Origin of the sequence: Micromonospora zhanjiangensis, assembly GCF_042650605.1 — a bacterium.
GTDB classification, from domain to species: Bacteria; Actinomycetota; Actinomycetes; order Mycobacteriales; family Micromonosporaceae; genus Micromonospora_J; species Micromonospora_J zhanjiangensis.
This window is the reverse complement of record NZ_JBHSBN010000010.1, coordinates 1-23915: the sequence shown is the minus strand read 5'-3', so window position 1 is coordinate 23915 and position 23915 is coordinate 1. Positions and strand designations below refer to the sequence as shown.

The window sequence follows — 23915 nt, the reverse complement described above, 5'->3', positions numbered from 1 at the left end:
TACCACTCTCGGCAGACGCAAAGCTCGTGCTAAGCTTTCCCTATGCGCAAAGCGGGTGAATACGTACCAAGAAGAGCCGACCAACTGGTACTGGACGCCTTGACCGACACCCGCGTCGTGGTCATCAACGGAGCCCGGCAGGTAGGTAAGAGCACACTGGCGGAACTTGTCCTGCGCAACTCTGGCGACGGAGTCGCACGCTTCCTCGACGATCCGGTGATCCGGGCCGCGGCCGCCGAGGATCCGGTGCGCTTCATCCGCCACGATGGCCTTATGTTGATCGACGAGGTTCAGCGCGTCCCGGACCTGTGGCTGGCAATCAAGAACCTGGTTGACCGCGAGCCCCGGCCCGGCCGGTTCCTGCTGACCGGCTCGGCTCGCCTGCTCGCACTCCGCAGCCTGCCGGACGCCCTGCCCGGACGTTCCGAGACGATTGAACTATGGCCCCTGTCGCAGGGCGAGATCGACGGATCGGACGACGGCTTCGTTGACGCTGCGTTCGCGTTGGGTGGCGACCTCCGAAGCGATTCCATCGGGCTTCGCCGCAAGGACTATCTGGACCGGGCAACCCGAGGCGGCTATCCGGAAGCTGTACGGCGGGAGACGCCCCGCCGTAGGCAGCGGTTCTTCGAGGGCTATGTCGCCGATCTGATCGCCCGCGATGTGAAGCAGGTCGCACACATCGAGCAGGCAAGTGACATGCGTCGGCTGCTCTCCCTCCTGGCAGGACAGACCGCAGGCCTGCTCAACCTGAGTCGGCTGGCATCCGAGATGTCCGTGTCAGCGCCGACCGTGCGTTCGTACGTCAATATCCTGGAGACCGTATTTCTCGTTCGGTCGATTCCCGCGTGGTCCGCGAACGTCACCACCCGAGCGGTCGCCACACCCAAGCTGGTTTTCGTCGACTCGGGACTCGCACATTCCCTCACCGGATCACTGAGCGACGGGCCGGTCGGTGGGTTACTGGAGAACTTCGTGCTGAGTGAGCTTGCCCGTCAGCTCACCTGGGCACAGACGTCCGCCCGACTCTTCCACTACCGAGACCGGGACCAGTTCGAGGTCGACGGAGTGCTCGAGGACAACGCCGGTCGCGTCATCGGCGTCGAGGTCAAGGCCGCCGAGACCGTTCGGGCGGACGATTTCAGAGGGCTCAAGTTGTTGCAGCGACGGCTCGGGGCTCGGTTCCGGGCCGGATTCGTTCTCTATGCGGGCAGCGAGTCACTTAGCTTCGGCCCTGGACTCACCTGCTTGCCGATCTCGGCGCTCTGGACGACATCGGCGTCCGGGGAAAAGCACGAGTCGTAGGTCCCCGGGCGACCATTACGGGACGACCTCGAAGCCGAGGGCCTGGGCGACCACGATGGCCTGCTCCGGGTTGATCCGGGCGCCGGCCAGCGCCACACCGGTCGGGTCGAGCGCGGTGAGGTCACTGCCGCGCAGGTCGCAGCCGGTCAGCGTGGCCTTGCCCAGGTGCGCGCCGGAAAGGTCCAGGTCGGCCAGGGTGGCCCCGGCGCAGTCGGCACCGCTCAGGTCGACCTCCCGCATCCGTACGCCGCGCAGCGTCACGCCGCGCAGGTCGGCGCCGGTCAGCGTCACGAAGGACCAGTCTCCGCCGGTGACGGTGAGCGGGCGCAGGGCGCAGTCGGTGAACGTACTGCCGGTCAGTTTGCAGCCGGCGAACTCCGCCTCGAACAGGTTGCACCGGGTGAACGAACAGCGCAGGAAGGCCGAGTCGGTGTGCCGGGAGGCGTTGAGGCGGACGTTGCCGAAGACGCAGTCGGTGAAGACGCTGCCCCGGCTCACCGCCTCGGTCAGGTCGACGTCGAGGAACCGGCACCGGGTGTAGGCGCGGTCGAACAGTTCCTCGGCGTACCAGTCCTCGTTGTGGAACGTCTGGTCCTCGATCGGGTCGGCCACCCGGTCACCGTACCGCCGGCTGGTGCTCGCGCCGACCGGGCGCGCGGGGTCGGGCCGCGCCGGGCGGGGTCGGGACACGGACGCCCGGCCCTTCCGAACCGGAGGACCGGGCGTCGTCGTGCTGCGGCGACGGACGGCCGCGCGGGCCGACCGGCGCCGGATCAGGCCTGGGTGGTCCGCTCGGCGAAGCCGAACTGCACCGCGCCCTGCGGGTCGACGGCGGCGTCGAGTGCCTTGTCATCCAGGATCTGGGCCGCCTCGGGGTCCAGGAAGATCCGGGCGCCGTCCTCGTCGACCACCTGGTCGCCCTGTACGGGCTGCTCGGCCAGCGCGAGGGTCAGCGAACCCGCGGTCGGGTCGCTGGCGATCCGCAGGCCGGCGCCCTCGGGCACCTCCTGCTGCGAGGTCAGGTCGCGGATGACGAGCGCGGCGTTCTGGGTCAGGGTGAGCATCGTGATTACTCCTCGTGGATTCTCGTTGCGGTAACCCGGCGCAGGCTGAAGGCACAGCCCGGTCATCGAGCACACGTGGGAGGGGTGGACGGACGCCGCTGCGGACCGGTGCGGGCCGCTGCGCGCCCCGGCAGCGGGACGACGTCCTCTGGCAGAGGTGGGCGGGTCAACGCCCGCCGTTTCCCCACCATGCCGGTTGCCACTGGATCCGTCAAATCAGGCATGGATCGGCCGGCTCCGGCCGCGGATCGCCTCCGAGCCGAGAGATTTGCCCGTTTCGTCTGTCAATGTCCCCTAGGCTGGGCCGGACGGAAGGGAGCTGACATGGTGGAGAACCCCAAACAGGCGCTGGCCGAGTTCCTCGGCACCCTGCTGCTGGTCTTCTTCGGCGTCGGCAGCGCCATCGCCGCCCTGGTCGAGGGCGGCGTCGTGGTGGTGGCGCTCAGCTTCGCCTTCATCATGCTGGTGCTCGCGTACGCTTTCGGTCCGCTCTCCGGCAGCCACCTGAACCCGGCGGTGACGCTCGGCGTCCTGCTCAGCGGAAAGATCACCATGCCCGGCGCGGTGGCCTACTGGGTGGCCCAACTCGTCGGCTCCGCGGTGGCCGCCTTCCTGCTCTGGGTCCTGGTCCACTGGGGTGGCGTGGTCGACCAGACCGGCGCGCTCGGCGCCAACGGCTACGGGCAGAACATCAACCTCGGCGGCACGATGCTGCTGGAGACCGTCATCACCTTCCTGTTCGTCCTCGTGGTCCTCGTGGTCACCACCAGATCCGAGTACGCCGGCTTCTCCGGCCTGGCGATGGGCATCGCGCTCGGCGTCGCCAACCTGGTCGGCCTCACCCTCGACGGCGCCTCGGTCAACCCGGCCCGGTCGTTCGGTCCGGCGCTGTTCTCCGGCACCCACGCGCTCGCCCAACTGTGGGTGTTCATTCTCTTCCCGCTGCTCGGCGGGCTGCTGGCCGCACTGGTGGCGCCGGTCATCCTGGGCACCGGCGAGAACATCCGACACGGCCCGCACGACGAACCGTCGGGCCGCCGAGCCGTCGGCCCGACGCCGCCGCCCCTCCCGGACTACCCGCCCACCTGACCGGACGGTCCGCCCCGACCCGCGGCACCACGCTCGCCGGCACCTCGCACCCGCTCGCCGCCCCGCCGGCGCCGGACGGACCACAGGTACCAGCCGTCCACGGGCAGGTTGAGCAGTAACGCGGTCACCACGCCGGGAGCGTACCCGCCGCTGTGGATGGCGGCCGGGACGTGCGGCACCAGCACGTTGACCAGCATCACCCAGGCCAGCACCGCCGGCAGGCCCGGTCGGCCGGACCGTACGCCGACCACGACCAGCAGCAGACCCGCGACGGTCACCACCGCCACCAGGGCCTGGAACGCCCAGGCCGGCGGCAGCACCGGCACCCGGCCGGCCATCCGCGCGGCGTACCCGGGGAAGCTCAGGGCCTCCTCCAGGTTGTGCACGGCGAACGCGGCGAATACCAGCCACGCCAGGGCCGGCCAATGCGGCCGTTCGCCATCCATCCGCACGCGGACCTCCCCTGTGGATCGGCGGGCTCCGACAGTATCCGCCATTCGTCGCCGCCGGGGGCCCGGCGCCCGGGGTGTCCGTCACGTGATCGCCGCCGGGACGGGTGCGGGCCGTGTCGCGCACCTCGACGGCCGGTCGACCGACCGGCCCCACCTCTGCAAGAAATAACCACGTCGAAGGCATTGGCCGACAGTTATCTACATGGCAGCATCCGGACATGAGACCTCGCCCGTTCACCCGCGGCCTCGGGGCGTTGGCGCTGGTCGCCACCGCCGCGACCGTCGGCGCGTCGACCACCACCGCCACCGCCCAGGCACCCGCCCCGGCGGTCGGTACGCGGCCCTGCCGATCGCCGGCAACCCGGACCGGTTCGTCGGCGGGACGCTGCGCAGCCGGATGCGCGGCACCCCGGCCGCGGGCAACGTGCACGCCAAGACCGGCACGCTGACCGGGGCCTCGTCGCTGTCCGGCTACGTCACCGACGCGGACGGGCACGTGCTGGCCTTCTCCATCTTGCTGAACAACTACCTGGCCTCGTCGGTGACGAACATCCAGGACCAGATCGCGGTCTACCTGGCCGGCTGGTCCGGCACGGCCGGCGCCGGCCGGGCGAAGTCAGCCCCGCCGGTCGCGCCCACGGCACCGGCGGTCCCGAAGGGCCTGGAGTGCTCCTGGGTCAAGCCGATCGCCTGCTGACCCGGTTTGCCGCTGGCCGGATCGGCTGACGACGGTCCGGCCGCTCAGTCGGTGATCCGGTAGGCGCTGGTGTTGTCGGACCAGTTCGGGTCGGTGCCAACTCTCGGCCCGACCAGCACGGTGCGCTGTTGCGCCGGCCCGGACCGGACCGGGCCGGGTGGTGCGGTCAACGGGAAGTTGAAGATGGTGCTTGCCAGCTGCACCAGCCGTCCGGACCACCCACAGCGGTACGTGCCGGCCGACCCGGTCAGGGTGCAGCCGCCCTGGCCGGGACCGTCCGGTCGGTAGCCGTCCGGCATCCGTACGGTCACCGTCAGACCGGTGACGATGGCCGGCCCGGCGTTGTCCACCCGTACCCGTAGCGAACCGGTCCGCCGGCCGGCGCCGTCGTCGGGGCTCAGCACCACCTCGGTCACGCTGACCGCCAGATCGGCGGCCGTGGCGGCCGAGGACGGACCGGCCACCGATGACCCGGGCACCCCACCGGCGACGGTCCCGGTCGGTCGTGCGGTGGCGACGGGCGCCGACGGTGACGAGGTGGACCGGGGCGTCGGCGCGGCGGACGGTGTCGGCACGGGCGTCGCCCCGGTCGGGTCGACCCCGGCCGGAGCCGGACCGGCCTGCGGGCCAGCGACCGAGCGCAGCGCCAGGCCACCGCCGACCAGCAGCACCGCGATGGCCGCGCCGGCTGTCACGGTACGGGTTGTGCGGCGCCGGCGCGCCCGGTCGCGGACCCCGGTCGTGCCGGGGCCGGTGGCGTACTCGCCGGCGGCGCCGCGGAAGTCGGCGAACGCGGCGCCGACGAACCGTTCGGTGTCCTGGTCAGTCATGACGCCCCTCCGCCTCGGGCCGGCCGAGGGCGACCGCCAGGGCGGCCCGTCCGCGGTGCAGCCACGACTTCACCGTGTTCTCGGCCACTCCCTCGGCCGCCGCGATCTCGGCGACGGAGAAGTCACCGAGGTGGTACTTGACCAGCGCCCGGCGCTGCCGCTCGGGCAGTGCGGCGAGGGCTGCCACCAACACCACCCGGTCCGGGCTCGGTCCGTCCACGTGGCTCTCCCGGTGCCGCCGGGCGAACGCCGTGAACAGTTTGGCCCGGCGGAACCGGTTGGTGGCCAGGTTCCAGGCGACCCGGCGCACCCAGGCGGCCGGATCGTCGTACCTGCTGATCCGGCCCCAACGGGGGTACGCCCGGCAGAACGCCTCCTGGACGACCTCCTGCGCCTGTCCGTGGTCCCCGGTGTATGCCCACAACTGCAGCATCAAGGGCCGGAAGGCCGCCGCGTAGAAGTCCTCGAAGGACAGGTCGTCGGCCGGGTCCGCCTGCTCGTCGACCAGGGCGGACGGCGGTGGGGACGGTTCGTCGGTCAACGCGCTCACCGTGACGGACACCGTCAGGCCCGGTACACCATGAAGATGCGCCGGTTGTCGTCCGGACCGCCGTCGCGGTACATCATCTCGCGGCCGTCGCCGGACCATGCGTCGACGAGCCAGCGCGACTCCCGGCTGTCGGCGGCGTCCATGCTGGCAGGTGACTTCATCCGGAAATGGAGGACCAGGCTCTGGCCGGCCGCGAGGTAGCCCTTGTCGCACTTCGACCCGGCCGGGAAGCCGGCCTTGGTCTGGGCGAGCCTGGTGCAGCCGGCCCAGTCCCCACCGTCGGCGGTCATGCTCGCCGGCACTTCGATGATCATTGTCAGGTGCCACAGCGGGTTCGGTCCCGCATTGCGGATCGTCACGGTCAGCTCGCCGTGCCGGATACCGCCGACCGGTTTCGCCAGCCGCAGGCCGGAGGTCTGGGTGATCAGGTCGGTGATGTCCCGGGCCGGGTCGAAGGAGGCCGGCTGCTTCGGCGTACCGGTGGATTTTGGCCGGGCGGGTGTGACCGGCCGGCCGATCCCGGACGCCGGGCCACCCCCGGACGCCGTCGCCGTGCCGGTCGGGCCGGGTGTCCCCGCCGGGGTGGTGACGGCGGCCGTTGCCGTGGCCGAGGCGGACGGCGAGCCGGCGGCCCCTCCGCCGGCCGTCGATTTCGGCCGGCTGCCGCAGCCGGTCAGGGCCGCCACCAACCCGATGGTCACCGCCAGTACCGCCACCGCCGACCGTCGCACGGTCACCTGGTTCACTGCTCGCATCGCTCCCCCAAGACATCGCGACCGCTCGTCGGTCGCTCGGGGAATACACGGGGACGCGCCCCGCCCGGTTGCGTCAGGTGGCCGACAGCGGGTTCACCGGTAGGCGGGGTGCAGTTCGGGTGTGCCGAGGCAGGGACCGGCGTGTTCGAAGCGCAGCCCGCAGGAGCGCCGCTCGGGCAGCGGCCCGGCGCAGTAGACCGGGTGCCGGACCATCACCCGGTCCTTCTCCGTCAGCGTGGCGCCGTGGAAGTCGAGCACGGGCACGTGTGCCAGCAGTTCCCGGAGGTGGTCGACGAGGTCCACCGCCGCCTCGAACGAGGTCAGCGTGGTGGGCAGGTGCAGGACCCAACGGGGTGTGCTCATCGGCGGTCTCCGGACTCGTGACTGATGGGCCAGTGCAGATCGGGGATGTCGCAGTGCCGGTGCCAGGTCTGCCAGTGGTGCAGGGCGACCTTGATCCTTTCGTTCTCCGCGTGCAGGGCGGCGTGCTCCCGGCGCAACAGGTCGATCTCGTCGCCGACCTGGTGCAGGAAGCCGTACACGTCGGCCGGGTCGAGGCCGCCGCGCAGGAAGCCGCGGGCCCGGAACCGCCGGTTGCGGACCTGGGCGGACGTCAGCCGGCGACTCCGGTCGCCAGGTCCGCCGCCGCGGCGGTTCACCGGCCCACCGGCCCGACGGTCGCGGCCGGGTCGGCGGCCATGGTCCGGGTGCTGTGGCTGTCGGCCGCGACACTCGCGCTGCCCATGTCCGCGCCTCCCTGGCGACTGGCGATCAGGTCGACAGAAAGCTACGGTCCCATCGACGGAACGCGACGGACAAACTGTCCCTGCGCGCGATCATGCCCACCGGCCCCGCCCCGGACCGCCTCGGCCGGTCCGGCGATGTGGTTTCGTTACCGCTCTCCGAAGGCCGGTGTCGCACCCACGTCGTACGGTCGGACGAGACCGCCACCGACCGGCCGACTCCCCGGGGGGATTGTGCGCAGAAGACGCGTCTGCCTGCTCGACATCGGACTCGACTCCTATTTCGACTCGGCGATGGCCTTCGTCCAGTCGACCCTGGACAACATCAACATCGATCACGACAATCCGGTGGCCGACGTCGACTTCGTCCGGTCCCGCGATCCGGACACGGTGCTCACCGCGTTCACCGCCTCGTGCGACGTGCTGCACGTCACGGCGCACGGCGACCACAGCGTCACGCCCACCTTCAGCAGCAGCGACGGCAAGACCCAGATCTCCATGGAGCAGCTCGGCGAGCGCGCCGCCGACCTCGGCCGGGGCATCTCCACCGGGGCGATCCTGGCCGACGGCTGCAAGACCGGCACCGGCGCCTGGCAGAAGGCGGTCCGGGACTGTCTCCAGGGGGAGGTCACCTACATCGGCACCTCGGCCCAGATCGGCTGGCACGAGAGCACCGTCTTCTGTTCTGCCTTCTACGGCGCGCTGTTCCGCAACAAGGGCAAGGGTGTCACCCCGGCGGAGCAGGCGCAGGACGCGGCCCGGCGGGCCCAGGAGGCGTACGTGCTGCTGACCGACCGCAGTTGTCCGTTCAAGGTGATGACCCTGCGGCCGAGCCGGTGGGCGAGGGTGGCGTTCGCCTGACCGCATCCGATAAGTCTATTTTTGGGTAGAACACACCCCTTTCCGGTCGCGGTCGTTACGTCACCCGGAGACCGGAAAGGAAATGTGATGGCAAACACGACGAACTACGACGAACCGCGCCGCCCGTCGATCGATCTCGGCGACGACAGCCTGGCCGCCCTGGCCGCCCGGCGGGCCGCCGCCCGGTCACCCGTCCTCGACCTGGACGACCCCGACCCGACCGACGGGTTCGAGCTGCCCGGTGCGGACCTGTCCGGCGAGGAACTGACCGTGGCGGTCGTGCCGATGCTCGCCGACGAGTTCCGCTGCACCAACTGTTTCCTGGTGCACCACCGCAGCCAACTGGGCGGCCAGCGGCACGGCGAACCCATCTGCCGCGAGTGCGGCTAGCCGCCCGGACCGCGGCCCCGGCCCCGGCGGCCCCCTTCAGACCAGTTCAGCGTCGTGCACCAGCAGGGCCACCTGGACCCGGTTGTTCAGGCCCAGCTTGGTCAGCAGCCGGGACACGTACGCCTTGACGGTGGCCACGCTCATGAACAATTCCGCCGAGATCTCGGCGTTGGAGGCGCCCCGACCGACGGCGACCGCGACCTCCCGCTCCCGCGCGCTGAGCCCGTCGAGCAGCCGCACCGCCCGGTCCCGGCGCGCGGTGCCGGTCCGACCGGCGGCCGGACCGGTCACGTGGTCGATCAGCCGGCGGGTCACGGTCGGTGACAGGGTGGCCTCCCCCGCGGCCACCCGCCGCACCGCCGCGACGATCTCGGCCGGCGGGGTGTCCTTCAGCAGGAAGCCACCGGCCCCCGCGCGCAGCGCCCGCAGCACGTGTTCGTCCGCGTCGAACGTGGTCAGCACGAGCACCTCGGGCGGGGACGGCGAGCGGCGCAGCAGCTCGGTGGCCGTCAGTCCGTCCATCCGGGGCATCCGGATGTCCATCAGCACCACGTCCGGCCGGTGGCTGGCGACCGCGGCGGCGACCTCCCCGCCGTCGGCCACCTCGCCGACCACCCGCAGGTCGGGCACGCCACCGAGGATCATGGACAGCCCCGCCCGGACCAAGGCGTCGTCGTCCACGATCAGCACCCGTACCGGCCCACCGGCCGTACCGGTCCCGTCGGCCGTACCGGTCCCGTCGGCCGTACCGGTCCCGTCGGCCGTACCGGTCCCGTCGGCCGTACCGCTCACGTCGGCCACGGCAGCCACGCGTGCAGGCGGAAGTCGCCCGACGGGACCCGGCCGTGCTCCAGCCGACCGCCGGCCAGGCTGACCCGCTCGGCGAGCCCGACCAGGCCGGTGCCGGTGCCCGGTATCCCCGGCACCGCCGGCCGGCCGACCGGGCGCCGGTTGCGGACCTCCACGGTGAGGCCGGTCCCCGGTCCGCCGCTGGTCCGCACCCGCACCACCGTGCCGGGCGCGTGCTTGCGGGCGTTGGTCAGCCCCTCCTGCACGATCCGGTAGGCGCTGCGCCCGATCCCGGCCGGCACCGACCGCGGGTCGGCCACCGTCTGGTCCACCTCGACCCGTACGCCGGCGGCGCGGCACTCCGTCACCAGGGCCGGCACGTCGGCCAGGGTCGGCTGCGGACGTTCCGGCGGCCCGTCACCGGCCCCGGAGGAGTGTTCGCGGAGCACGCCGATCACCTCGCGGAGGTCCTGCAACGCGGCGTGCGCGCTGGTCCGGATCACCCCGGCCGCCCGGGCCACCTCGTCCGACGGGGCGTCCGGTCGGAACTCCAGCGCCCCGGCGTGCAGGCTGAGCAGCGAGATCCGGTGGGCCAGCACGTCGTGCATCTCGCGGGCGATCCGGGTGCGTTCGAGCTGGCGCGCCTGGGCCACCCGCAACTGCTGCTCGGCCTCGGCCCGGTCCGCCCGGTCGCGCAGCGACACGACCAACTGCCGCCGGGCCCTGACGAACATCCCCCAGGCCAGCACCGCGCCGGTGACCAGCACCCCCCACACCACCGACATCCAGTAGTCCATGTCCGCGTCCGGCCGCAGCCGGCTGTGGACCAGCCCGGTGGTCAGCCCGGTCAGCAGGACCGGGGCGGCCACCGCGAGCCGCCGGTGCACCACCACGGTGAACGCGATGACCAGCAGGGCCACCGAGCTGGCCACCGAGAACAGGCTCAGCGGCATGGTCGCCCAGGCCAGCGCGACCGGCCAGCGGCGGCGTACCCAGAGCGCGCCGCAGGCGGCGAGGCTGAGCACCCCGTCCACCGGGGTGAACCAGCCCGGTCCGATCGGCGGGGCCAGCTCGGGACGCGGCGCGGTGGTGTCCGCGAGTATCAGCAGCGCGCAGCCGAGGGCGCAGAGGAAGAAGACGCTGTCGACGAGCCAGTCCCGGGTCGAGCGGCGCGGCGGCGGCCCGGCCCGGTCCGCGGACGCGGTCAGCACCGCCGGCAGCAGCCAGCGGTACTCCGGGGCCGCGGCACCGCTCACCCCGCCGCTCCGCCGCGCCGCGAGCCGCGCCGAGCCGGCACCCCGCACCCCTCGCCCATGTGGCCATCGTAGGTGGCCGGCGGCGGCCTCGACACCGACCAAAGTCGACGTCCGATCATCGACCAAGGTCGGCGTCGATGAACCGTCGGCCGCTGCGCGGCCGGCCCCGCCGGCGGCAGGCTGGTCGGCATGATCAAGGTCGAGCAGCTGACCAAACGGTACGGCCGGAGGTCCCCTGACATGAACCGGAACCTGGTTCCCCCGTCGTCGTACTCCGGTCCGGTCGTGGTGACCGGACCGGTCGCCGACCTGATCGTGATGTGGTGCGGTTTCCCGCTGCTCGGCGCCGGGCTGGGCTGGCTGGTCCGGGCGTCGGTGGGACATCTCGTCGGGCTGCCGCTGGTGCCGTTCAAGGCGGTGCTCCGGTTGCTCGCGGCGCAGCCGGAACCGCGGGCGACGATCGTCCCGGTCGCCGTCGGCGCGGCGTTGGGGCTCTGCCTCGCCGCGATCGGGAGCTGGGAGCGGCTGCGGGTGACGGTCACCGCCGACCGGGTGGGCCTGCGTCGCGGCGGCTCCACCCGGGAGATCGCGCGGGGCGCGGTCCGGTCGGCGTACCTGGAGGACGGGCACCTGGTGCTGCTCGGCCCGGACGCCGGGCCACTGGCCCGGGAGAAGGCGGACCTGGACCCGGATCGGCTCCGACAGGCGTTCACCGGGCACGGTTACCGGTGGCTGGCCGACGGCGACCCGTACGCGGACCGGTACCGGCTGTGGCTGGAGGGTCAGCCGGACCTGCCGGCCGGCGCCGGCCCGCTGTTGCGCAGCCGGCAGCGGGCCCTGGAGCAGAACCGGCGGGAGGAGGCCGAGGCGCTCCGGGAGGACCTGGCGCGGCTGGGGGTCGTGGTCCGGGACCGGGACGGCCGGCAGCAATGGCGGCCGACGGACCGGCCGACGTGAATGGGAACGGTTCGGGTCGGCTCGGAAGTCCTGAAAACGATTACCGACCGTTTGGGGCCTACAACATTCTATGATCACTTTTAGGTAACTGTTAATGACAATGTTCCACATCGGATCGGTAACGCGTATCGTACGGCCTCGTGTCGCCAACCCGATCTTCCGAGGATTCGTCCGCGACCGGGCCGGGGACGACTACCTCCCCGACCCCCGGCGCGGACGGGGTTCCCCGTGCACTTCGGACGGTCGACGAGCCGGCCCGGACCGCGCCGACGTCGCTCGATGACCCGGTCGACGGGACCATCGTGCACCGCGTCACCGGTGCGGAGGTCGACCGGGCCAGCCGGGAGTCCGAGGAACTCGCCAGCCAGTTCGAGGAGGAGAAGCCCGGCCGCACGCTGGCCGGCCCGGTGTCCGTCCTGGTCACCGGCACCGCGCTGGCCGTCGCGCTGTTCGCGCTCTGGCAGACCTTCCGGCCGCTGCCGCAGGGCAGCAAGTACTACCTGATCGTCTTCCTGGCCGGCGTACTGCCGCTGGTCTTCCTCGCCTTTCCCGCCGGATTCCGACTTCCGTTAGCATTGCGCAAGCATTTTTCGTCACGCTCCGAAGGCGAAAGTCCGGCACCCACCCGCACCCGGCCGACCATTCCGGACTGGATCTTTGCGACGGTCGCGCTGGTCGTCTGCCTGTACCCGGTCTCGCCGCTGCGAATCGGGTCCAGTGGTGGCGGTTACGATGCGTTTCTCAACCGACAGGGCCTACTGACGCCCATCGATGTCGTAATGGGCGCCGCGCTGATGGTGCTGCTGTTGGAGGCGTGCCGGCGGGCCACCGGCTGGGTGCTGCCCGCGGTCTGCGCGCTCTTCCTCGCCTACGGCTACTACGGCGGCCTGCTGCCGCAGTCCTGGGCGGTGGCCCACGCGGGGCTGGACTTCGACCAGCTGATCGACGCGTTCTACAACTCCGACAGCGGCTTCTACGGCACCCCGCTGGACGTGGCCGCCTCGTACATCGTGCTGTTCACCATCTACGGGGCGGTCCTCGACCTCTCCGGGGCCGGGCGGTTCTTCGTCGAGCTGTCGGCCGCCGCGTTCCGCCGGTCCCGGACCGCCGCCGGGCGTACCGCGGTGGCCTCCGGCTTCCTGCTCGGCACCGTCTCCGGCTCGGGCGCGGCCACTACGGTCAGCATCGGGGCGGTGACCTGGCCCATCCTGCGCCGGGCCGGCTATCCCGCCGAGCGGGCCGGCGGCATGCTCGCCGCGGCCGGCGTGGGCGCGATCCTGTCCCCGCCGACCCTCGGCGCCGCGGCGTTCATCATCGCCGAGTACCTGAACGTGTCGTACCTGCGCGTGCTCGGCTGGGCGACCGTCCCGACGGTGCTGTACTACCTGGGCATCCTGCTCTCGGTCGAGATCGACGCCCGCCGGCACGGCACCCGTCCGGTGGTCCTCGACGTCACCTCGCCCTGGCGTCTGCTCGGCCGGTTCGGCTACCACTTCCTCTCCCTGTTCGTGATCATCGGATGCCTGGCCGTCGGGCTCTCGGCGACCCGCTCGGTCGTGTTGGCGACCCTGCTGGCGGTGCTGCTGTCCTTCCTGGACCGGGCCCACCGGCTCACCCCGCGCCGACTCGCCGAGGCGCTCTCCGCCGGGGTGCGCGGCGTGCTCGCGGTGGTCGCCGTCTGCGCGGCCGCCGGCATCATCACCGCCGTCACCACCAAGACCGGGCTGGGCCCGCAGGCCGCCGCGCTGCTGATCAAGGGCGCCCAGGCGATGAGCGACGACCCGACGCTGGTGCTGCTGCTCACCGCGGTCTTCGCCGGCGTCGCGCTGACCCTGCTCGGCCTGGCCGTACCGGTCACCGCCTCGTTCGTGATCGGCTGGGTGATCATCGGTCCGGCGCTGCTCAACCTGGGCGTGACCGCGCCGGCCGCGGCGATGTTCGTGTTCTACTTCGCCGTCCTGTCCGAGGTGTCCCCGCCGACCGCGCTGGCCGCCGTCGCGGCGGCGGCGCTCACCGGCGGCCGGCTGGTGCCCACCATGTGGCAGACCCTGCGCTACGCGCTACCCGCCTACCTGGCGCCGATCGCCTTCGTGGTCACCCCGAACGGACTCGGCCTGCTCGCCATCGGCGGTCCGGGCCGGATCGCCTTCGCCACCGCCGCGTCCGCGCTCAGCGTCGCGGTGCTGGCCGTCGCCGCCGGCGGCTGGCTCCCCGGGGTGGGCCCGGCCGGTACGCCGGAACGCCTGCTCGGCGCGCTCGCCGGGCTGACCCTCCTGTGGCTCGAACCCGTACCGGTCCTGGTCGGCTGCGCGCTCGCCGCCGCGACCGTGGCGGGCTGCCTGATACGACGCGGTTTCACCACCGGGACCGGTGGGCCGCGGGCCGGGAGACCGGCGGACCCGAGAGAGGACTACACGTGAGCCGAACCAGCGTACGACTCGGTGCCGTGGTGGGCGCACTCGCGCTCGTCGCCGCCGGCACCGCCGGATGCGGTGGCCGCCAGAACGCCGCCGCCACCGACAACGCTGCAAACGACATCACCTGCAAGGTGGAGAAGGAGACCCGGGTCGGCATCGCCACCGGCAACGCCACCGGCGTCTACTACGTGGTCGGCAACGCCCTGGCCAACCAGCTCTCCGGCGCCACCGACGGGAAGCTGACCGGCACCGCGGCCGAGACCGGCGCCTCGGTGCAGAACATCGAGCAGCTGGTCGCCGGCAAGTACGACGTCGCCTTCTCCCTCTTCGACACCGCGGTCAACGCCGTGCAGGGCAAGGGCTCGTTCACCGGCCCGCAGCCGGTCGAGGCGCTGGCCCGGATCTACGACAACTACACCCAGGTCGTGGTGCGGGCCGACGCCGGCATCAACTCGGTCGCCGACATGAAGGGCAAGCGGATCTCGACCGGTTCGCCCAAGTCCGGCACCGAGGTGATCGCCCAGCGGCTGCTGAAGGCCGCCGGCCTCGACGCGGAGAAGGACATCAAGGCCCAGCGGCTCGACCTGACCAAGACCGTGGACGGCCTGAAGGACGGCAGCATCGACGGGCTCTTCTGGTCCGGCGGCATCCCGACCGGCGGCCTCACCGACCTGTTCACCACGGCCGGCGACAAGGTCAAGTTCATCGACATCAGCCCGCTGCTGCCCAAGATGACCGAGCTGAACCCGGCGTACCAGGCCGGCACCATCGGCAAGGACGTCTACAAGACGGCGGCGGACACGCCCACCATCGTCGTGCCGAACGTGCTGCTGGTGCGCAAGAACCTCGACGCCAACGTCGCCTGCGCGCTGACCCGGGTGCTGTTCGACAAGAAGGACGCCCTGGTCCAGGCCAACCCCGCGGCCAAGGGCATCCAACTGGAGACGGCCCGCAAGACCGAGCCGGTGCCGCTGCACCGTGGCGCGGCCACGGCCCTCAACGACCTCGGCAGTCGCTGATCCACGATCCGCCGGGCCCGGTCGCCCCACCGGGCCCGGCGGACAGCACCCGTCCACGCACCCCCGGAGGCCCGCGTGCCAGTACCTGGTACCGCCGGCGTACGCCGCCACAACCGGCCCACCGACCAGACCAACCGGTTGTGGTCGATGCGTACGCAACTACTCGCCCCGATCCTGGTCGCCACGGTGGGCCTGATCGTCCTCGGCACCGTGCAGACCCGTACCGCTCTCGTCGAGTCCGCGGACGCCGCCCGCGCCCGGGTGCTGGCCGGCACCGCGACGGCGACCGTCCGCGCGGTCCACGAACTGGAACGCGAGCTCGCCGAGACCGCCGCGCTGCGCCAGCGCGGCGGCAAGACCGGCGAGAAGCTGGTGGTCGCCCAGCGCCGGCGGGTCGACACGGCCGTCACCCGCTACCGCACGGCCGCCGACGACGCCCGCCGCGCCGCGCCCGCCCTGGCCGGTCCGCTGGACGCGGCCAACGGCCAGCTCGACCAGCTCAAGGACGTCCGGTCCCTCTCGCTCGGCGCCCGCCCGGCCGAACCGCTGTACGCCACCGTGGTCGACGCGCTGCTGGCCGTCGCCGACGCGCTGCCGGCCCAGGTACGCAACACCGACCTGGCGAACGCGGCCCGCGAGGTGGCCTCGGTCGCCGCCCAGGAACACTTCGCCGCGCTGGAACGCGACCTGCTGCGCACCATCTTCACCCGAGGCGCGCTGGTCGCCGGGGACGTCGCCAAGGTCGCCCAGCTACGCGGCGCGCAGGAACAACGGCAGGCGGAGTTCGCCCGGATCGCCGACCCCGCGTCGGTGGCCGTGCAGAGCCGACTGCTCGACGGCGCGGACGTCTCCGCGGCCCGCCGGATGCGGGACGTCGCGCTCGCCGCGGACAGCACCCCGGGCGGACTGAAGATCGACGGCGACGCCTGGTACGTGGCGCAGAGCGGTGTCGTCCGGCGGCACAACCTGATCGCCCAGGACCTGTCCGAGCGGCTCGACCAGCAGGCGGCCAAGCTGGCCCGGGACACCCGGCAGCGGGCGATCGTCAGCGGCGGCACCGCCCTGGCGGTGGCGGCCCTGTCGCTGCTCGCCGCGGCCATGCTCGCGGTGCACACCAGCCGCCGGTTGCGCCGGTTGCGGGTGGCCGCGCTCACCATGGCCAACCGGGAACTGCCCGACCGGATCAACGCGATCGCCGCCGGCCGCACGCCGGACGAGGGCACCGAGTACGCCTCCGCGCTCGAACTCACCACCGGTATCGCCCGCGGACGCGACGAGATCGCCCAGGTGGCGGACGCGTTCGACACGGTCAACCGGTCGGCGCTGCGGCTCGCCGGTGACCAGGCCGAGCTGCGGGTGGACGTCACCCGGATGGCGGAGGCGCTGGCCCGGCGGATCCGTACGCTGATCACCCGGCAGCTCCGGTTGCTCGACGAGTTCGAGCGGGAGGAGACCGACCCGGACGCCCTGGCCCGGCTCTTCGCCCTCGACCACCTGGCCGCGCGGATGCGTCGCAACGGGGAGAACCTGCTGGTCCTGGCCGGTGGTGAACCCGGTCGCGCCCAGCACGGCGCCTACCTGCTGACCGAGATCGTCTCGGCCGCCGCCTCGGAGATCGAGGAGTACACCCGGGTCGAGGCCGACCTGCCGCAGGTCGCGGTCGACCCGGCCGTGGTGGGCAACCTCGTCCACCTGCTCGCCGAGCTGCTGGAGAACGCCACGTCGTACTCGCCGCCGGAGGCGATGGTCCGGGTGGACGGGCGGCGCACCATCGACGGCGTCCTGGTCCGGGTGCACGACCAGGGCATCGGCATCGGCGAGAAGCGGCTCGCCGAGATCAACGACCGGTTGGCCTCGCCGAGCAGCCTGTCCAGCGCCGCGGCCGGCAGCATGGGCCTGCACGTGGTCGCGCACCTGGCCGCCCGGCACAACATCCAGGTGTCGCTGCACAGCACCGGTTCCGGCACGGTGGCCTGCGTCGAGGTGCCGGAGGCGGTCCTCACCCAGGTGGAGAAGGCGCTGGGACGGCCGAACTCGGGCTCGGCCCGGCCGGCGCCGGCGTCGGTCGCGGCGGGCCGGGGCGCACCGGCGCCGGCCGTCGCGCAACGCCGGCAGATGGCGTCCACCGCCGCGCCGGCCGTGGCGCGGGTGGGCGCGCCGGCCGTGGCGCGGGCGAACGGCATGACGAAAAGCTGGTTCGGCGCGCGAGGTCAGTCCGTACCGGTCGCACCGGTCCCGACGGCCGGCGCGCCGGCCTGGTCGACCGCCGCGCCGGCGGTGGCGTCCCCACAGCTGGTGAGCGCCAACCGGGCGCCCACGGTCGCGCTGCCCGTCCTCGGTCCCGGTTCCGGGCCGGCGGCGGCCTGGTCGGGTGCCGAGGGCACCGGGCCGACCTGGCAGGCCGCGGCGGGCCAGGGATCCGACCGGCACTACGCCGACCCGGGCAACGCCGGTCGCCTGTCGTGGCAGGAGGCGGCGGCGCGGGTGCCCGACCGGCCCGGGCCGCAACCGGGTGGGGAAGCCGGCCCGCCGCCGTGGCGACCGGCCCCGCCGACGGAAGCCGGCCAGCCGCTGCCCCGGCGGATCCGGGGTGACCAACTGGCACCCGAGCTGCCCAACCCGCAGCCACTCGCCCCGCGCACCGACCTGCTGGACCCGGAACTCGTCCGGGCTCGGCTGTCCGCGCTGAGCGAGGGTGTCGCCACGGCTATGCGTCGTGGCAAGCAATCCGACGCGACGGGGAGTTGATTGTCATGACCCAGGAAACGAGCACCGGCCTGGACTGGCTGCTGGCCAGCTTCGCGAGCCAGGTACCGGACGTCGCGCACGCCCTCGCGGTCTCCGGCGACGGGCTTCGGCTCGCGGCCTCACCCGACCTCGCCGTCGACCAGGTCGACCACCTGGCCGCGGTGATCAGCGGCCTGGCCAGCCTGACCACCGGGGCCGCCCGGTTCATGTCCGCCGGCCGGGTACGCCAGCAGATCGTCGACATGGACGAGGGAGTGCTGCTGATCATGTCGGTCGGCGACCGGGCGCTGATCGGAGTGCTCGCCGCCCCCGGCTGCGACCTGGGCCAGATCGGCTACGAGACGGCCATGCTGGTGCAGCGGCTGGCCGAGGCGCTCGAACCCGGGGTCCGGTCGTGAGGCGGCGGACGGCCCTGCTGCTGCCGCTGGCGGCGGCGGTGACGGCGAGCGGCTGCGGCAACGACGACCGGGCCGCGGCGAACCCCGGTCCGTGGCACGGTGGCCGGATCTTCCTGGCCACCGGCAACACCACCGGCGTCTACTACCAGCTCGGCGGCGGCTACGCGGACATCATCAGCCGCTACCTGCCCGGCTACGAGGCGCGGGCCGAACCGACCGGCGCCTCCGGGGAGAACATCACCCGGCTGGTCAACGGGGACATGGAGATCGCGTTCAGCCTGGCCGACACCGCCGCCGACGCGACCGCCGGACGCGGTCCGTTCCAGGGCCGCCCGCAGCCGGTCCGGTCGCTGGCCCGGGTGTACAGCAACTTCACCCACGTCATCGTGACCACCAGCGCGAAGGCCGGCATCAAGACGATGGCGGACCTGAAGGACAAGCGGGTCTCCACCGGTTCGCCCGGGTCGGGCACCGACGCGCTGGCCGGCCGGCTGCTCACCGCGGCCGGGCTGGACCCGGACCGGGGGGTCAAGCGGGTCAAGCTCTCGCTGCCGGAGACCACCAAGCAGCTGCGCGCGGGGACGCTGGACGCGATGTTCTTCTCCGGCGGGCTGCCCACCCCCGGCATCACGGACCTGCTCAGCGCGGCGCCGGGCAAGTTCGCGCTGCTACCCATCGCCGACCTGATGGAGCCGCTGAACGCCACGTACGGGCCGGTCTACACCACCGCCGAGTTGCCGCAGTCGGCGTACAACACGCCCAAGGGGATCCCGACCATCACGGTGGCCAACCTGATGCTGGTCAGCGCGGACATGCCGGAGCAGTTGGCGTACGACCTGACGTCGCTGCTCTTCTCGCACCAGACCGAGCTGGGCGCGGTGCACCCGGAGGGGCGCAACTTCACCAAGCAGTCCGCCGCCGGCACCGACCCGATCCCGCTGCACCCCGGCGCGGCCCGTTACTACCGCAACGGCTGAACCGGTGGCGGATTCACCTCTCGCGCGGCCGGTGACCCGGCAGTAGGTTCGAGCGATGATCGTGGAACGGACCATCGACCCGGACCAGGTCGGCTTCGACCCGCACCGGTTGGCGCGGATCGACCGGCACTTCGCCCGGTACGTGACCGACGGCCGGCTGGCCGGTTGGCAGATCGTGGTGACCCGGGGCGGCGAGGTGGCGCACGCGTCCTGCCACGGGATGCGGGACGTCGAGGCCGGCGCGGCCGTCGAGCCGGACACGCTGTGGCGGATCTACTCGATGACCAAGCCGGTCACCTCGGTCGCGGCGATGATGCTCTGGGAGGAGGGCCGGTTCCAGCTCACCGACCCGATCAGCCGGTGGCTGCCCGAGTTCGCCGACGTCCGGGTGTACGACAAGGGCTCACTGCTCAAGCCGTACACGGTGCCGGCGGTCGAGCCGATCCGGGTGTGGCACCTGCTCACCCACACCGCCGGCCTGACGTACGGCTTCCTGCAGAACTCGGTGGTCGACGGCCTCTACCGGGCGGCCGGCCACGACCTCTACCCGCCGGCCGGGATCGACCTCGCCGCAGCCTGCGAGACCTGGGCCCGGCTGCCGCTGCTGTTCCAGCCCGGCACGGGTTGGGGCTACGGCGTCGCCACCGACGTGCTGGGCCGACTGGTCGAGGTGGTGTCCGGGCAGAGCCTGGACGACTTCTTCGCCGACCGGATCCTCGGTCCGCTGGGCCTGACCGACACCCGCTGGTGGGTCGACGAGGCGGACGTCCACCGGCTGGCCGCCCTGTACGTGCCGAGCCCGGCCGACGGGCGGGCGGTCCGGCACGACGGGCTCGGCGCGCTGGGCCGTACGCCGCCCAGCCTGCTGTCCGGCGGCGGTGGCCTGGTCTCCTCGGCCGCCGACTACCACCGGTTCACCCAGCTGCTGCTGCGCGGCGGTGAGCTGGACGGGGTCCGGCTGCTCGGGCCGCGCACGGTCCGGTTCATGACCCGTAACCACCTGCCCGGCGGGAACGACCTGGCCAGCTTCGACCCGGCCGGCTTCGCCGAGACCACCTTCGAGGGGGTCGGCTTCGGGCTGGGCTTCGCGGTGGTCCAGGACCCGGTGCCGAGCCGGGTGCCGAGCAGCGTCGGCGAGTACTACTGGGGCGGCGCGGCCAGCACGGCGTTCTGGATCGACCCCCAGGAGGACGTCACGGCACTGCTGTTCACCCAGCTCCTGCCGTCCAGCACCCACCCGCTGCGTCCGCAGCTCCGGCAACTGGTCTACTCCGCCCTGGTCGACTGAGGTGCACCGGCCGCGGGGGGCGTGGCAGCCGAGGTGGCGGGTCTGCGGTCAGCCGGATCATCGCCCGGCCCCCGCCGGCCGGTGGGTCGGCACCACCGCCGGATCGCCCCGTTCGGCGATGTCGCCGATCTCGGCCTCGGACAACCCGGTGGGCGGTTCACCCGGCCGGCGCGCGCGGCGCCGGCCGGCGTCGACAGCCGGGCCTCAGGCCCGGTGGGCGGCCTTCTCCGTCCGGTAGGTCGGGAACGGGAACGGCACCCGCACGAACGGGTTGCCGTTGTCCACCAGGGCGTTGACCTGACGCTCGGACAGGCCGTGCTGCAACAGCACCCGGCGGCCCCAGCGGTGCAGCCGGCACGGGAAGGGCACCCCGTCGTTGCGGCAGAGCGGACCCGCCGGCCACTGCTCGGGGGCGTGCACCACCACTGCCTTCACCGCGAGCTGGACGTCTTCCGGGGTCGCGAATTCGGGCACCGGGATCTCCCCGGCGGCCCTACGGGTCTGGTCCGTCGACTTTTCAATGGTCCGCACGGCGGCCTCCCTCGCAGTACGTCGGCGGCGTACCGCGATGGGCGGTGCCGCGTCCTCGAATGTTGGTACGTTCCACGGCGACGGGAAGTTCATCCGACCGCCGCGACATCTGTCGACCAACCGGCGGGGTCGGCGGCGGGCTCGGAATCGACCGCGCCGCCGAGCGGGACGCGGTGGTCGCCGCCCGGCGCGGTGTGTTCCGGTAACGGAAATCGGCGCGAAAACGTTCCATTGCCGGCCGCCCGGCCCGACGTCGAGAATCCCTCAGTCGACCCGCCGGCACCGCCGGCCGGCCGGGCGTGCCCCGACGTGGCGCGCCGTCAGTCAGCAGCACTCACGGGGAAAGGACCACCCACTCGATGTCCCAGCAATACTCGGTACCGGCGCAACAGCCGAAGAAGACCCTCGGCGACCGGTTCCGCGGTCTCAGCACGGTCGGCAAGTTCCGCGTCGTCGTGCTCATCGTGGCGCTGCTGGTCGCGCCGTTCGCGATCTACGCCGGGCTGGACGAGCCCAACCAGGCCAAGGTCGGCGACTGCATGGCCGGCAAGGGCGCCGACGACCTGCACACCGTGAAATGCACCGACACCGCCGCCGAGTGGAAGGTGCTCGGCCGGTTGGAGGGCAAGACCGAGGCCGACCACGACCGCGGCGACGCCTGCAACGCCTTCCCCGACACCGGGGCGTCGTTCTACCAGGACGGCCGCCGCTTCCGGAAGGGTTTCATCCTCTGCCTCGGCCCGGCCAAGGGCTGACCCGTACCCGACCGCCCCGGCCGGCGACCCGACGTCGGCCGGGGTTCCGCCTGGTCAGAACCGGTACGTGGTCAGATACTCCGGCACGATCACCCGGGTCCGCGGGGACACCCGGCGGACCGACTCGACGAACGCCGCGAAGCGCGCCGGGTCGCCGTCCTGCGTCGGCGGGTTGTGCAGCGGCACCTCGAAGTTGTCCCAGTGCACCGGCACCACCACGGCCGGCCGGTCCAGCGCCGCCATCAGCCGCGGCAGGTAGTCGGCGGTGGCGTCGGTGGCCGGATAGGCGATCATCGCCACGTCCGGGGCGAGCCCGGCGAGGTTGCGCGCGACGAAGTCGCTCGCCCCCATGAAGAACAGCTTCGGCCCGTTCCGCACCTGGACGGCGTACGCGAGGGTGTCGCCCTCGGGCAGGTCGGCGATGGTCTCCGGGCGCGGCGGCCGGGCGAGCCGGACTCCCGGGTAGCCCACCGACCAGGACCGGTTGCGGCTGTGCAGGGAGGCCACCACCTCGACCGTGTAGTCGCCGAAGTCCAGCACCTCGCCGCCCTTGACCGGGGCGAGCTGCCCGGTCGGCACGTCCAGCGCCGCCGCGAGATGGTAGGTCGTGAGCGTGCCGAACACCCTGGCCCGGCTGCGTACCGTCGCGATGTAGGGCACGTCGTTGAGGTGGTCCCAGTGCGAGTGGGTGACCAGGATGTTCTCCGGCCGGCCCACGTTCGGGTCGATCACGGACGGGTCGACGGTCAGCCGGGTCGCCGGGTTCTGCCCGCCGGTGAACAGCCCGGTGTCGTACCGGCTGAGGTAAGGGTCGACCAGCAGGGTGCGGTCGCCGATGTCGACCCGCCAGCCGGACGTACCGAACCAGCGCAGCGCCGCCGTCGCGGTCCGCCGCCGGCCCGCCCGGGCCGCGCCCCCGGCCGCCGGGCCCGCGGCCGCCGGGCCCGCGTGGGCGGGCGCGCCGAGCGCCACCGCCGACGCCGCCGCGGTGCCGGCAACGGCGGTGGTACGCAGGAAACGTCGACGGTCGAAACTGGACGTGGACATGATTCTCCCTCAACTCCACAATGGTGGCTTTGGCGCGGTTTTCGCCTGCCGACGAGCCAATCACCAAGGGCAGCTCCCGGTCCAAGACCGCACGCCCCACCCACCCATATCCGTCCGACTATCAGGGCAGCTCAACGCCCCCGCGGGTCGACCACCACCGACGGGATTTCCATCCGTCCCGCGTCGAGGTCCCGCTGCCGCCACATTCGGTTTCCACCGATGTTCCACCTGCTCGGCGACTACCTCCGCCGCCAGCCGGCGCCGAAAACAAACGCACAAACGACCAGAGTCAGCGGTGGGCGCGCAGCGCACCGACCCGAAAGCCGCTCGGCGGCAGCACGCACGCCGGCCAGTGCCGCACCGACCTGGTTCGTGCGCATCCAGTGCTACCCGGAATGCGGGCCAGTGCTCCGGCCTTCGGGCCGGGGGTGATGGCCCGCGCTGGGAGGGCTGCTAGGCCCGAGCGGTGCCTTGACCGGGAGGGTTCTGCTGTTCGATGTACTGCTTGACGACGCTCAGCGGTGCGCCGCCGACGGACCCGGCGAAGTATGAGCCCGACCAGAGCTTGTTGGCCCGGTAATAGTGGCGCACGAGGTCGGGAAACTCCTGCCGCAGGCGGCGCGAGGACACGCCTTTGAGGGAGTTGACCAGCCGGGTCACGGCGACTTTGGGTGGGAAGTTGACCAGGAGGTGCACCTGAACACCGCGTACCGCAACTTCTTCAACTCGCTGTCCGGCAAACGCCAGGGCCGCAAGGTGGCCGCACCCGCTTCAGGTCCCGTAAGAACAACCGGCAGGCCATTCGCTTCACCAGGAACAGCAGGTTCAAGGTCCTCGACAACGGCCGCCTGCGGTTGCCGAAGATCGGCGCGTGCCGGTCCGCTGGTCACGCAGCCTGCCGTCGGCACCCACCTCGGTCACCGTGATCAAGGACGCGGCCGGACGGTACTTCGCCTCGTTCGTCGTGCAAACCGCCGAGGACGAGACGCTGCCGTCG

25 protein-coding genes and 1 pseudogene are annotated in these 23915 nt (G+C 72.4%); 13 read left to right on the top strand and 13 right to left on the bottom strand.

Features of this window, described 5'->3' with window-relative positions; translation table 11 throughout:
- The first annotated feature begins 42 nt into the window (after positions 1-42).
- On the top strand, positions 43-1305 hold the full coding sequence (locus ACFOX0_RS16275) for an ATP-binding protein (RefSeq protein WP_377546423.1): 1263 nt from the start codon (positions 43-45) through the stop codon (positions 1303-1305).
- A gap of 15 nt (positions 1306-1320) precedes the next feature.
- Here ACFOX0_RS16275 and ACFOX0_RS16270 read toward each other — a convergent pair whose 3' ends face one another.
- Together ACFOX0_RS16270 and ACFOX0_RS16265 are read right to left on the bottom strand one after the other, a co-directional pair.
- Positions 1321-1917 carry a pentapeptide repeat-containing protein gene (locus ACFOX0_RS16270; protein ID WP_377546421.1) on the bottom strand — a complete coding sequence of 199 codons (597 nt, stop codon included), beginning with the start codon at positions 1915-1917 and terminating at the stop codon, positions 1321-1323.
- Positions 1918-2078: 161 nt separating this feature from the next.
- Positions 2079-2369 (bottom strand): HesB/IscA family protein, encoded by a 291-nt coding sequence (locus tag ACFOX0_RS16265; protein ID WP_377546418.1) that lies wholly within the window; start codon positions 2367-2369, stop codon positions 2079-2081.
- Positions 2370-2693: 324 nt separating this feature from the next.
- Between ACFOX0_RS16265 and ACFOX0_RS16260 the strand changes: the two genes are divergently transcribed.
- A complete protein-coding gene (locus ACFOX0_RS16260) occupies positions 2694-3458 on the top strand; it encodes an MIP/aquaporin family protein (RefSeq protein ID WP_377546416.1) in 765 nt (254 codons plus the stop codon).
- On the opposite strand, the gene ACFOX0_RS16255 is transcribed toward ACFOX0_RS16260, so the two are convergent.
- Positions 3443-3904 carry an HXXEE domain-containing protein gene (locus ACFOX0_RS16255; RefSeq protein ID WP_377546414.1) on the bottom strand — a complete coding sequence of 154 codons (462 nt, stop codon included), beginning with the start codon at positions 3902-3904 and terminating at the stop codon, positions 3443-3445. The genes ACFOX0_RS16260 and ACFOX0_RS16255 overlap by 16 nt on opposite strands.
- 208 nt (positions 3905-4112) lie before the next feature.
- Between ACFOX0_RS16255 and ACFOX0_RS16250 the strand changes: the two genes are divergently transcribed.
- Positions 4113-4607 (top strand): D-alanyl-D-alanine carboxypeptidase, encoded by a 495-nt coding sequence (locus tag ACFOX0_RS16250; RefSeq protein ID WP_377546412.1) that lies wholly within the window; start codon positions 4113-4115, stop codon positions 4605-4607.
- 44 nt (positions 4608-4651) lie between these two features.
- On the opposite strand, the gene ACFOX0_RS16245 is transcribed toward ACFOX0_RS16250, so the two are convergent.
- The 5 genes from ACFOX0_RS16245 to ACFOX0_RS16225 all read right to left on the bottom strand — a co-directional run bounded on the left by ACFOX0_RS16245 (position 4652) and on the right by ACFOX0_RS16225 (position 7401).
- On the bottom strand, positions 4652-5437 hold the full coding sequence (locus tag ACFOX0_RS16245) for a hypothetical protein (protein WP_377546410.1): 786 nt from the start codon (positions 5435-5437) through the stop codon (positions 4652-4654).
- Positions 5430-5870, bottom strand: a complete 441-nt coding sequence (locus ACFOX0_RS16240) for a sigma-70 family RNA polymerase sigma factor (RefSeq protein ID WP_377546805.1) — start codon at positions 5868-5870, stop codon at positions 5430-5432. The genes ACFOX0_RS16245 and ACFOX0_RS16240 overlap by 8 nt, the downstream gene beginning before the upstream one ends.
- Positions 5871-6001: 131 nt before the next feature.
- A complete protein-coding gene (locus ACFOX0_RS16235) occupies positions 6002-6742 on the bottom strand; it encodes a hypothetical protein (protein ID WP_377546408.1) in 741 nt (246 codons plus the stop codon).
- Between the two features lie 93 nt (positions 6743-6835).
- Complete coding sequence (locus ACFOX0_RS16230) at positions 6836-7105, bottom strand: hypothetical protein (RefSeq protein WP_377546405.1); 270 nt, start codon at positions 7103-7105, stop codon at positions 6836-6838.
- Positions 7102-7401: a DivIVA domain-containing protein gene (locus ACFOX0_RS16225; RefSeq protein ID WP_377546403.1), complete on the bottom strand. Its 300-nt coding sequence runs from the start codon at positions 7399-7401 to the stop codon at positions 7102-7104. The genes ACFOX0_RS16230 and ACFOX0_RS16225 overlap by 4 nt, the downstream gene beginning before the upstream one ends.
- Before the next feature lie 318 nt (positions 7402-7719).
- Between ACFOX0_RS16225 and ACFOX0_RS16220 the strand changes: the two genes are divergently transcribed.
- Together ACFOX0_RS16220 and ACFOX0_RS16215 are read left to right on the top strand one after the other, a co-directional pair.
- Positions 7720-8346 (top strand): hypothetical protein, encoded by a 627-nt coding sequence (locus ACFOX0_RS16220; RefSeq protein WP_377546401.1) that lies wholly within the window; start codon positions 7720-7722, stop codon positions 8344-8346.
- Between the two features lie 87 nt (positions 8347-8433).
- Positions 8434-8736, top strand: coding sequence for a DUF4193 domain-containing protein (locus ACFOX0_RS16215; protein ID WP_377546399.1), 303 nt, complete (start codon positions 8434-8436; stop codon positions 8734-8736).
- 36 nt (positions 8737-8772) lie between these two features.
- Here the strand turns inward: ACFOX0_RS16215 and ACFOX0_RS16210 are convergent, their stop codons facing one another.
- Both ACFOX0_RS16210 and ACFOX0_RS16205 read right to left on the bottom strand, forming a co-directional pair.
- The gene (locus ACFOX0_RS16210) at positions 8773-9426 is read right to left on the bottom strand and encodes a response regulator transcription factor (protein WP_377546803.1); all 654 of its coding nucleotides are present in this window, start codon (positions 9424-9426) and stop codon (positions 8773-8775) included.
- A gap of 98 nt (positions 9427-9524) precedes the next feature.
- Positions 9525-10781 carry a sensor histidine kinase gene (locus ACFOX0_RS16205; protein ID WP_377546396.1) on the bottom strand — a complete coding sequence of 419 codons (1257 nt, stop codon included), beginning with the start codon at positions 10779-10781 and terminating at the stop codon, positions 9525-9527.
- Between the two features lie 240 nt (positions 10782-11021).
- Here ACFOX0_RS16205 and ACFOX0_RS16200 point away from each other — a divergent pair, with 240 nt between their 5' ends.
- From ACFOX0_RS16200 to ACFOX0_RS16170, 7 genes are all read left to right on the top strand, one after another.
- Positions 11022-11738: a YqeB family protein gene (locus tag ACFOX0_RS16200; protein ID WP_377546393.1), complete on the top strand. Its 717-nt coding sequence runs from the start codon at positions 11022-11024 to the stop codon at positions 11736-11738.
- Positions 11739-12040: 302 nt separating this feature from the next.
- Entirely contained in the window at positions 12041-14158 is a 2118-nt protein-coding gene (locus ACFOX0_RS16195; RefSeq protein WP_377546391.1) for a TRAP transporter permease, read from the top strand.
- Positions 14155-15174, top strand: coding sequence for a TAXI family TRAP transporter solute-binding subunit (locus ACFOX0_RS16190; RefSeq protein WP_377546388.1), 1020 nt, complete (start codon positions 14155-14157; stop codon positions 15172-15174). The genes ACFOX0_RS16195 and ACFOX0_RS16190 overlap by 4 nt, the downstream gene beginning before the upstream one ends.
- 75 nt (positions 15175-15249) lie before the next feature.
- Complete coding sequence (locus tag ACFOX0_RS16185) at positions 15250-17922, top strand: sensor histidine kinase (protein WP_377546385.1); 2673 nt, start codon at positions 15250-15252, stop codon at positions 17920-17922.
- A gap of 5 nt (positions 17923-17927) precedes the next feature.
- Positions 17928-18320, top strand: coding sequence for a roadblock/LC7 domain-containing protein (locus tag ACFOX0_RS16180; protein ID WP_377546383.1), 393 nt, complete (start codon positions 17928-17930; stop codon positions 18318-18320).
- Positions 18317-19297, top strand: a complete 981-nt coding sequence (locus tag ACFOX0_RS16175; protein ID WP_377546380.1) for a TAXI family TRAP transporter solute-binding subunit — start codon at positions 18317-18319, stop codon at positions 19295-19297. The genes ACFOX0_RS16180 and ACFOX0_RS16175 overlap by 4 nt, the downstream gene beginning before the upstream one ends.
- A 55-nt stretch (positions 19298-19352) precedes the next feature.
- Positions 19353-20585 (top strand): serine hydrolase domain-containing protein, encoded by a 1233-nt coding sequence (locus tag ACFOX0_RS16170; RefSeq protein WP_377546377.1) that lies wholly within the window; start codon positions 19353-19355, stop codon positions 20583-20585.
- 204 nt (positions 20586-20789) lie between these two features.
- Here ACFOX0_RS16170 and ACFOX0_RS16165 read toward each other — a convergent pair whose 3' ends face one another.
- Complete coding sequence (locus tag ACFOX0_RS16165) at positions 20790-21116, bottom strand: hypothetical protein (protein WP_377546375.1); 327 nt, start codon at positions 21114-21116, stop codon at positions 20790-20792.
- A 359-nt stretch (positions 21117-21475) separates the two neighbouring features.
- Here ACFOX0_RS16165 and ACFOX0_RS16160 point away from each other — a divergent pair, with 359 nt between their 5' ends.
- Positions 21476-21871 (top strand): LppU/SCO3897 family protein, encoded by a 396-nt coding sequence (locus tag ACFOX0_RS16160; RefSeq protein ID WP_377546373.1) that lies wholly within the window; start codon positions 21476-21478, stop codon positions 21869-21871.
- Positions 21872-21925: 54 nt separating this feature from the next.
- Here ACFOX0_RS16160 and ACFOX0_RS16155 read toward each other — a convergent pair whose 3' ends face one another.
- Positions 21926-22918 carry an MBL fold metallo-hydrolase gene (locus ACFOX0_RS16155; protein WP_377546371.1) on the bottom strand — a complete coding sequence of 331 codons (993 nt, stop codon included), beginning with the start codon at positions 22916-22918 and terminating at the stop codon, positions 21926-21928.
- 453 nt (positions 22919-23371) lie between these two features.
- Positions 23372-23614: pseudogene (tnpA, locus tag ACFOX0_RS16150) on the bottom strand (IS200/IS605 family transposase); the annotation flags it as partial.
- Positions 23615-23915: the final 301 nt, after the last annotated feature.

Bases quoted from the DNA above. Each gene is read 5' to 3' on its own strand.
- ACFOX0_RS16235 (WP_377546408.1), bottom strand. From the start codon at position 6,742: ATGCGAGCAGTGAACCAGGTGACCGTGCGACGGTCGGCGGTGGCGGTA.
- ACFOX0_RS16160 (WP_377546373.1), top strand. From the start codon at position 21,476: ATGTCCCAGCAATACTCGGTACCGGCGCAACAGCCGAAGAAGACCCTC.
- ACFOX0_RS16180 (WP_377546383.1), top strand. From the start codon at position 17,928: ATGACCCAGGAAACGAGCACCGGCCTGGACTGGCTGCTGGCCAGCTTC.
- ACFOX0_RS16275 (WP_377546423.1), top strand. From the start codon at position 43: ATGCGCAAAGCGGGTGAATACGTACCAAGAAGAGCCGACCAACTGGTA.
- ACFOX0_RS16155 (WP_377546371.1), bottom strand. From the start codon at position 22,918: ATGTCCACGTCCAGTTTCGACCGTCGACGTTTCCTGCGTACCACCGCC.
- ACFOX0_RS16255 (WP_377546414.1), bottom strand. From the start codon at position 3,904: ATGGATGGCGAACGGCCGCATTGGCCGGCCCTGGCGTGGCTGGTATTC.
- ACFOX0_RS16240 (WP_377546805.1), bottom strand. From the start codon at position 5,870: ATGCTGCAGTTGTGGGCATACACCGGGGACCACGGACAGGCGCAGGAG.
- ACFOX0_RS16265 (WP_377546418.1), bottom strand. From the start codon at position 2,369: ATGCTCACCCTGACCCAGAACGCCGCGCTCGTCATCCGCGACCTGACC.
- ACFOX0_RS16230 (WP_377546405.1), bottom strand. From the start codon at position 7,105: ATGAGCACACCCCGTTGGGTCCTGCACCTGCCCACCACGCTGACCTCG.
- ACFOX0_RS16245 (WP_377546410.1), bottom strand. From the start codon at position 5,437: ATGACTGACCAGGACACCGAACGGTTCGTCGGCGCCGCGTTCGCCGAC.
- ACFOX0_RS16250 (WP_377546412.1), top strand. From the start codon at position 4,113: ATGGCAGCATCCGGACATGAGACCTCGCCCGTTCACCCGCGGCCTCGG.
- ACFOX0_RS16200 (WP_377546393.1), top strand. From the start codon at position 11,022: ATGAACCGGAACCTGGTTCCCCCGTCGTCGTACTCCGGTCCGGTCGTG.
- ACFOX0_RS16260 (WP_377546416.1), top strand. From the start codon at position 2,694: ATGGTGGAGAACCCCAAACAGGCGCTGGCCGAGTTCCTCGGCACCCTG.
- ACFOX0_RS16215 (WP_377546399.1), top strand. From the start codon at position 8,434: ATGGCAAACACGACGAACTACGACGAACCGCGCCGCCCGTCGATCGAT.
- ACFOX0_RS16170 (WP_377546377.1), top strand. From the start codon at position 19,353: ATGATCGTGGAACGGACCATCGACCCGGACCAGGTCGGCTTCGACCCG.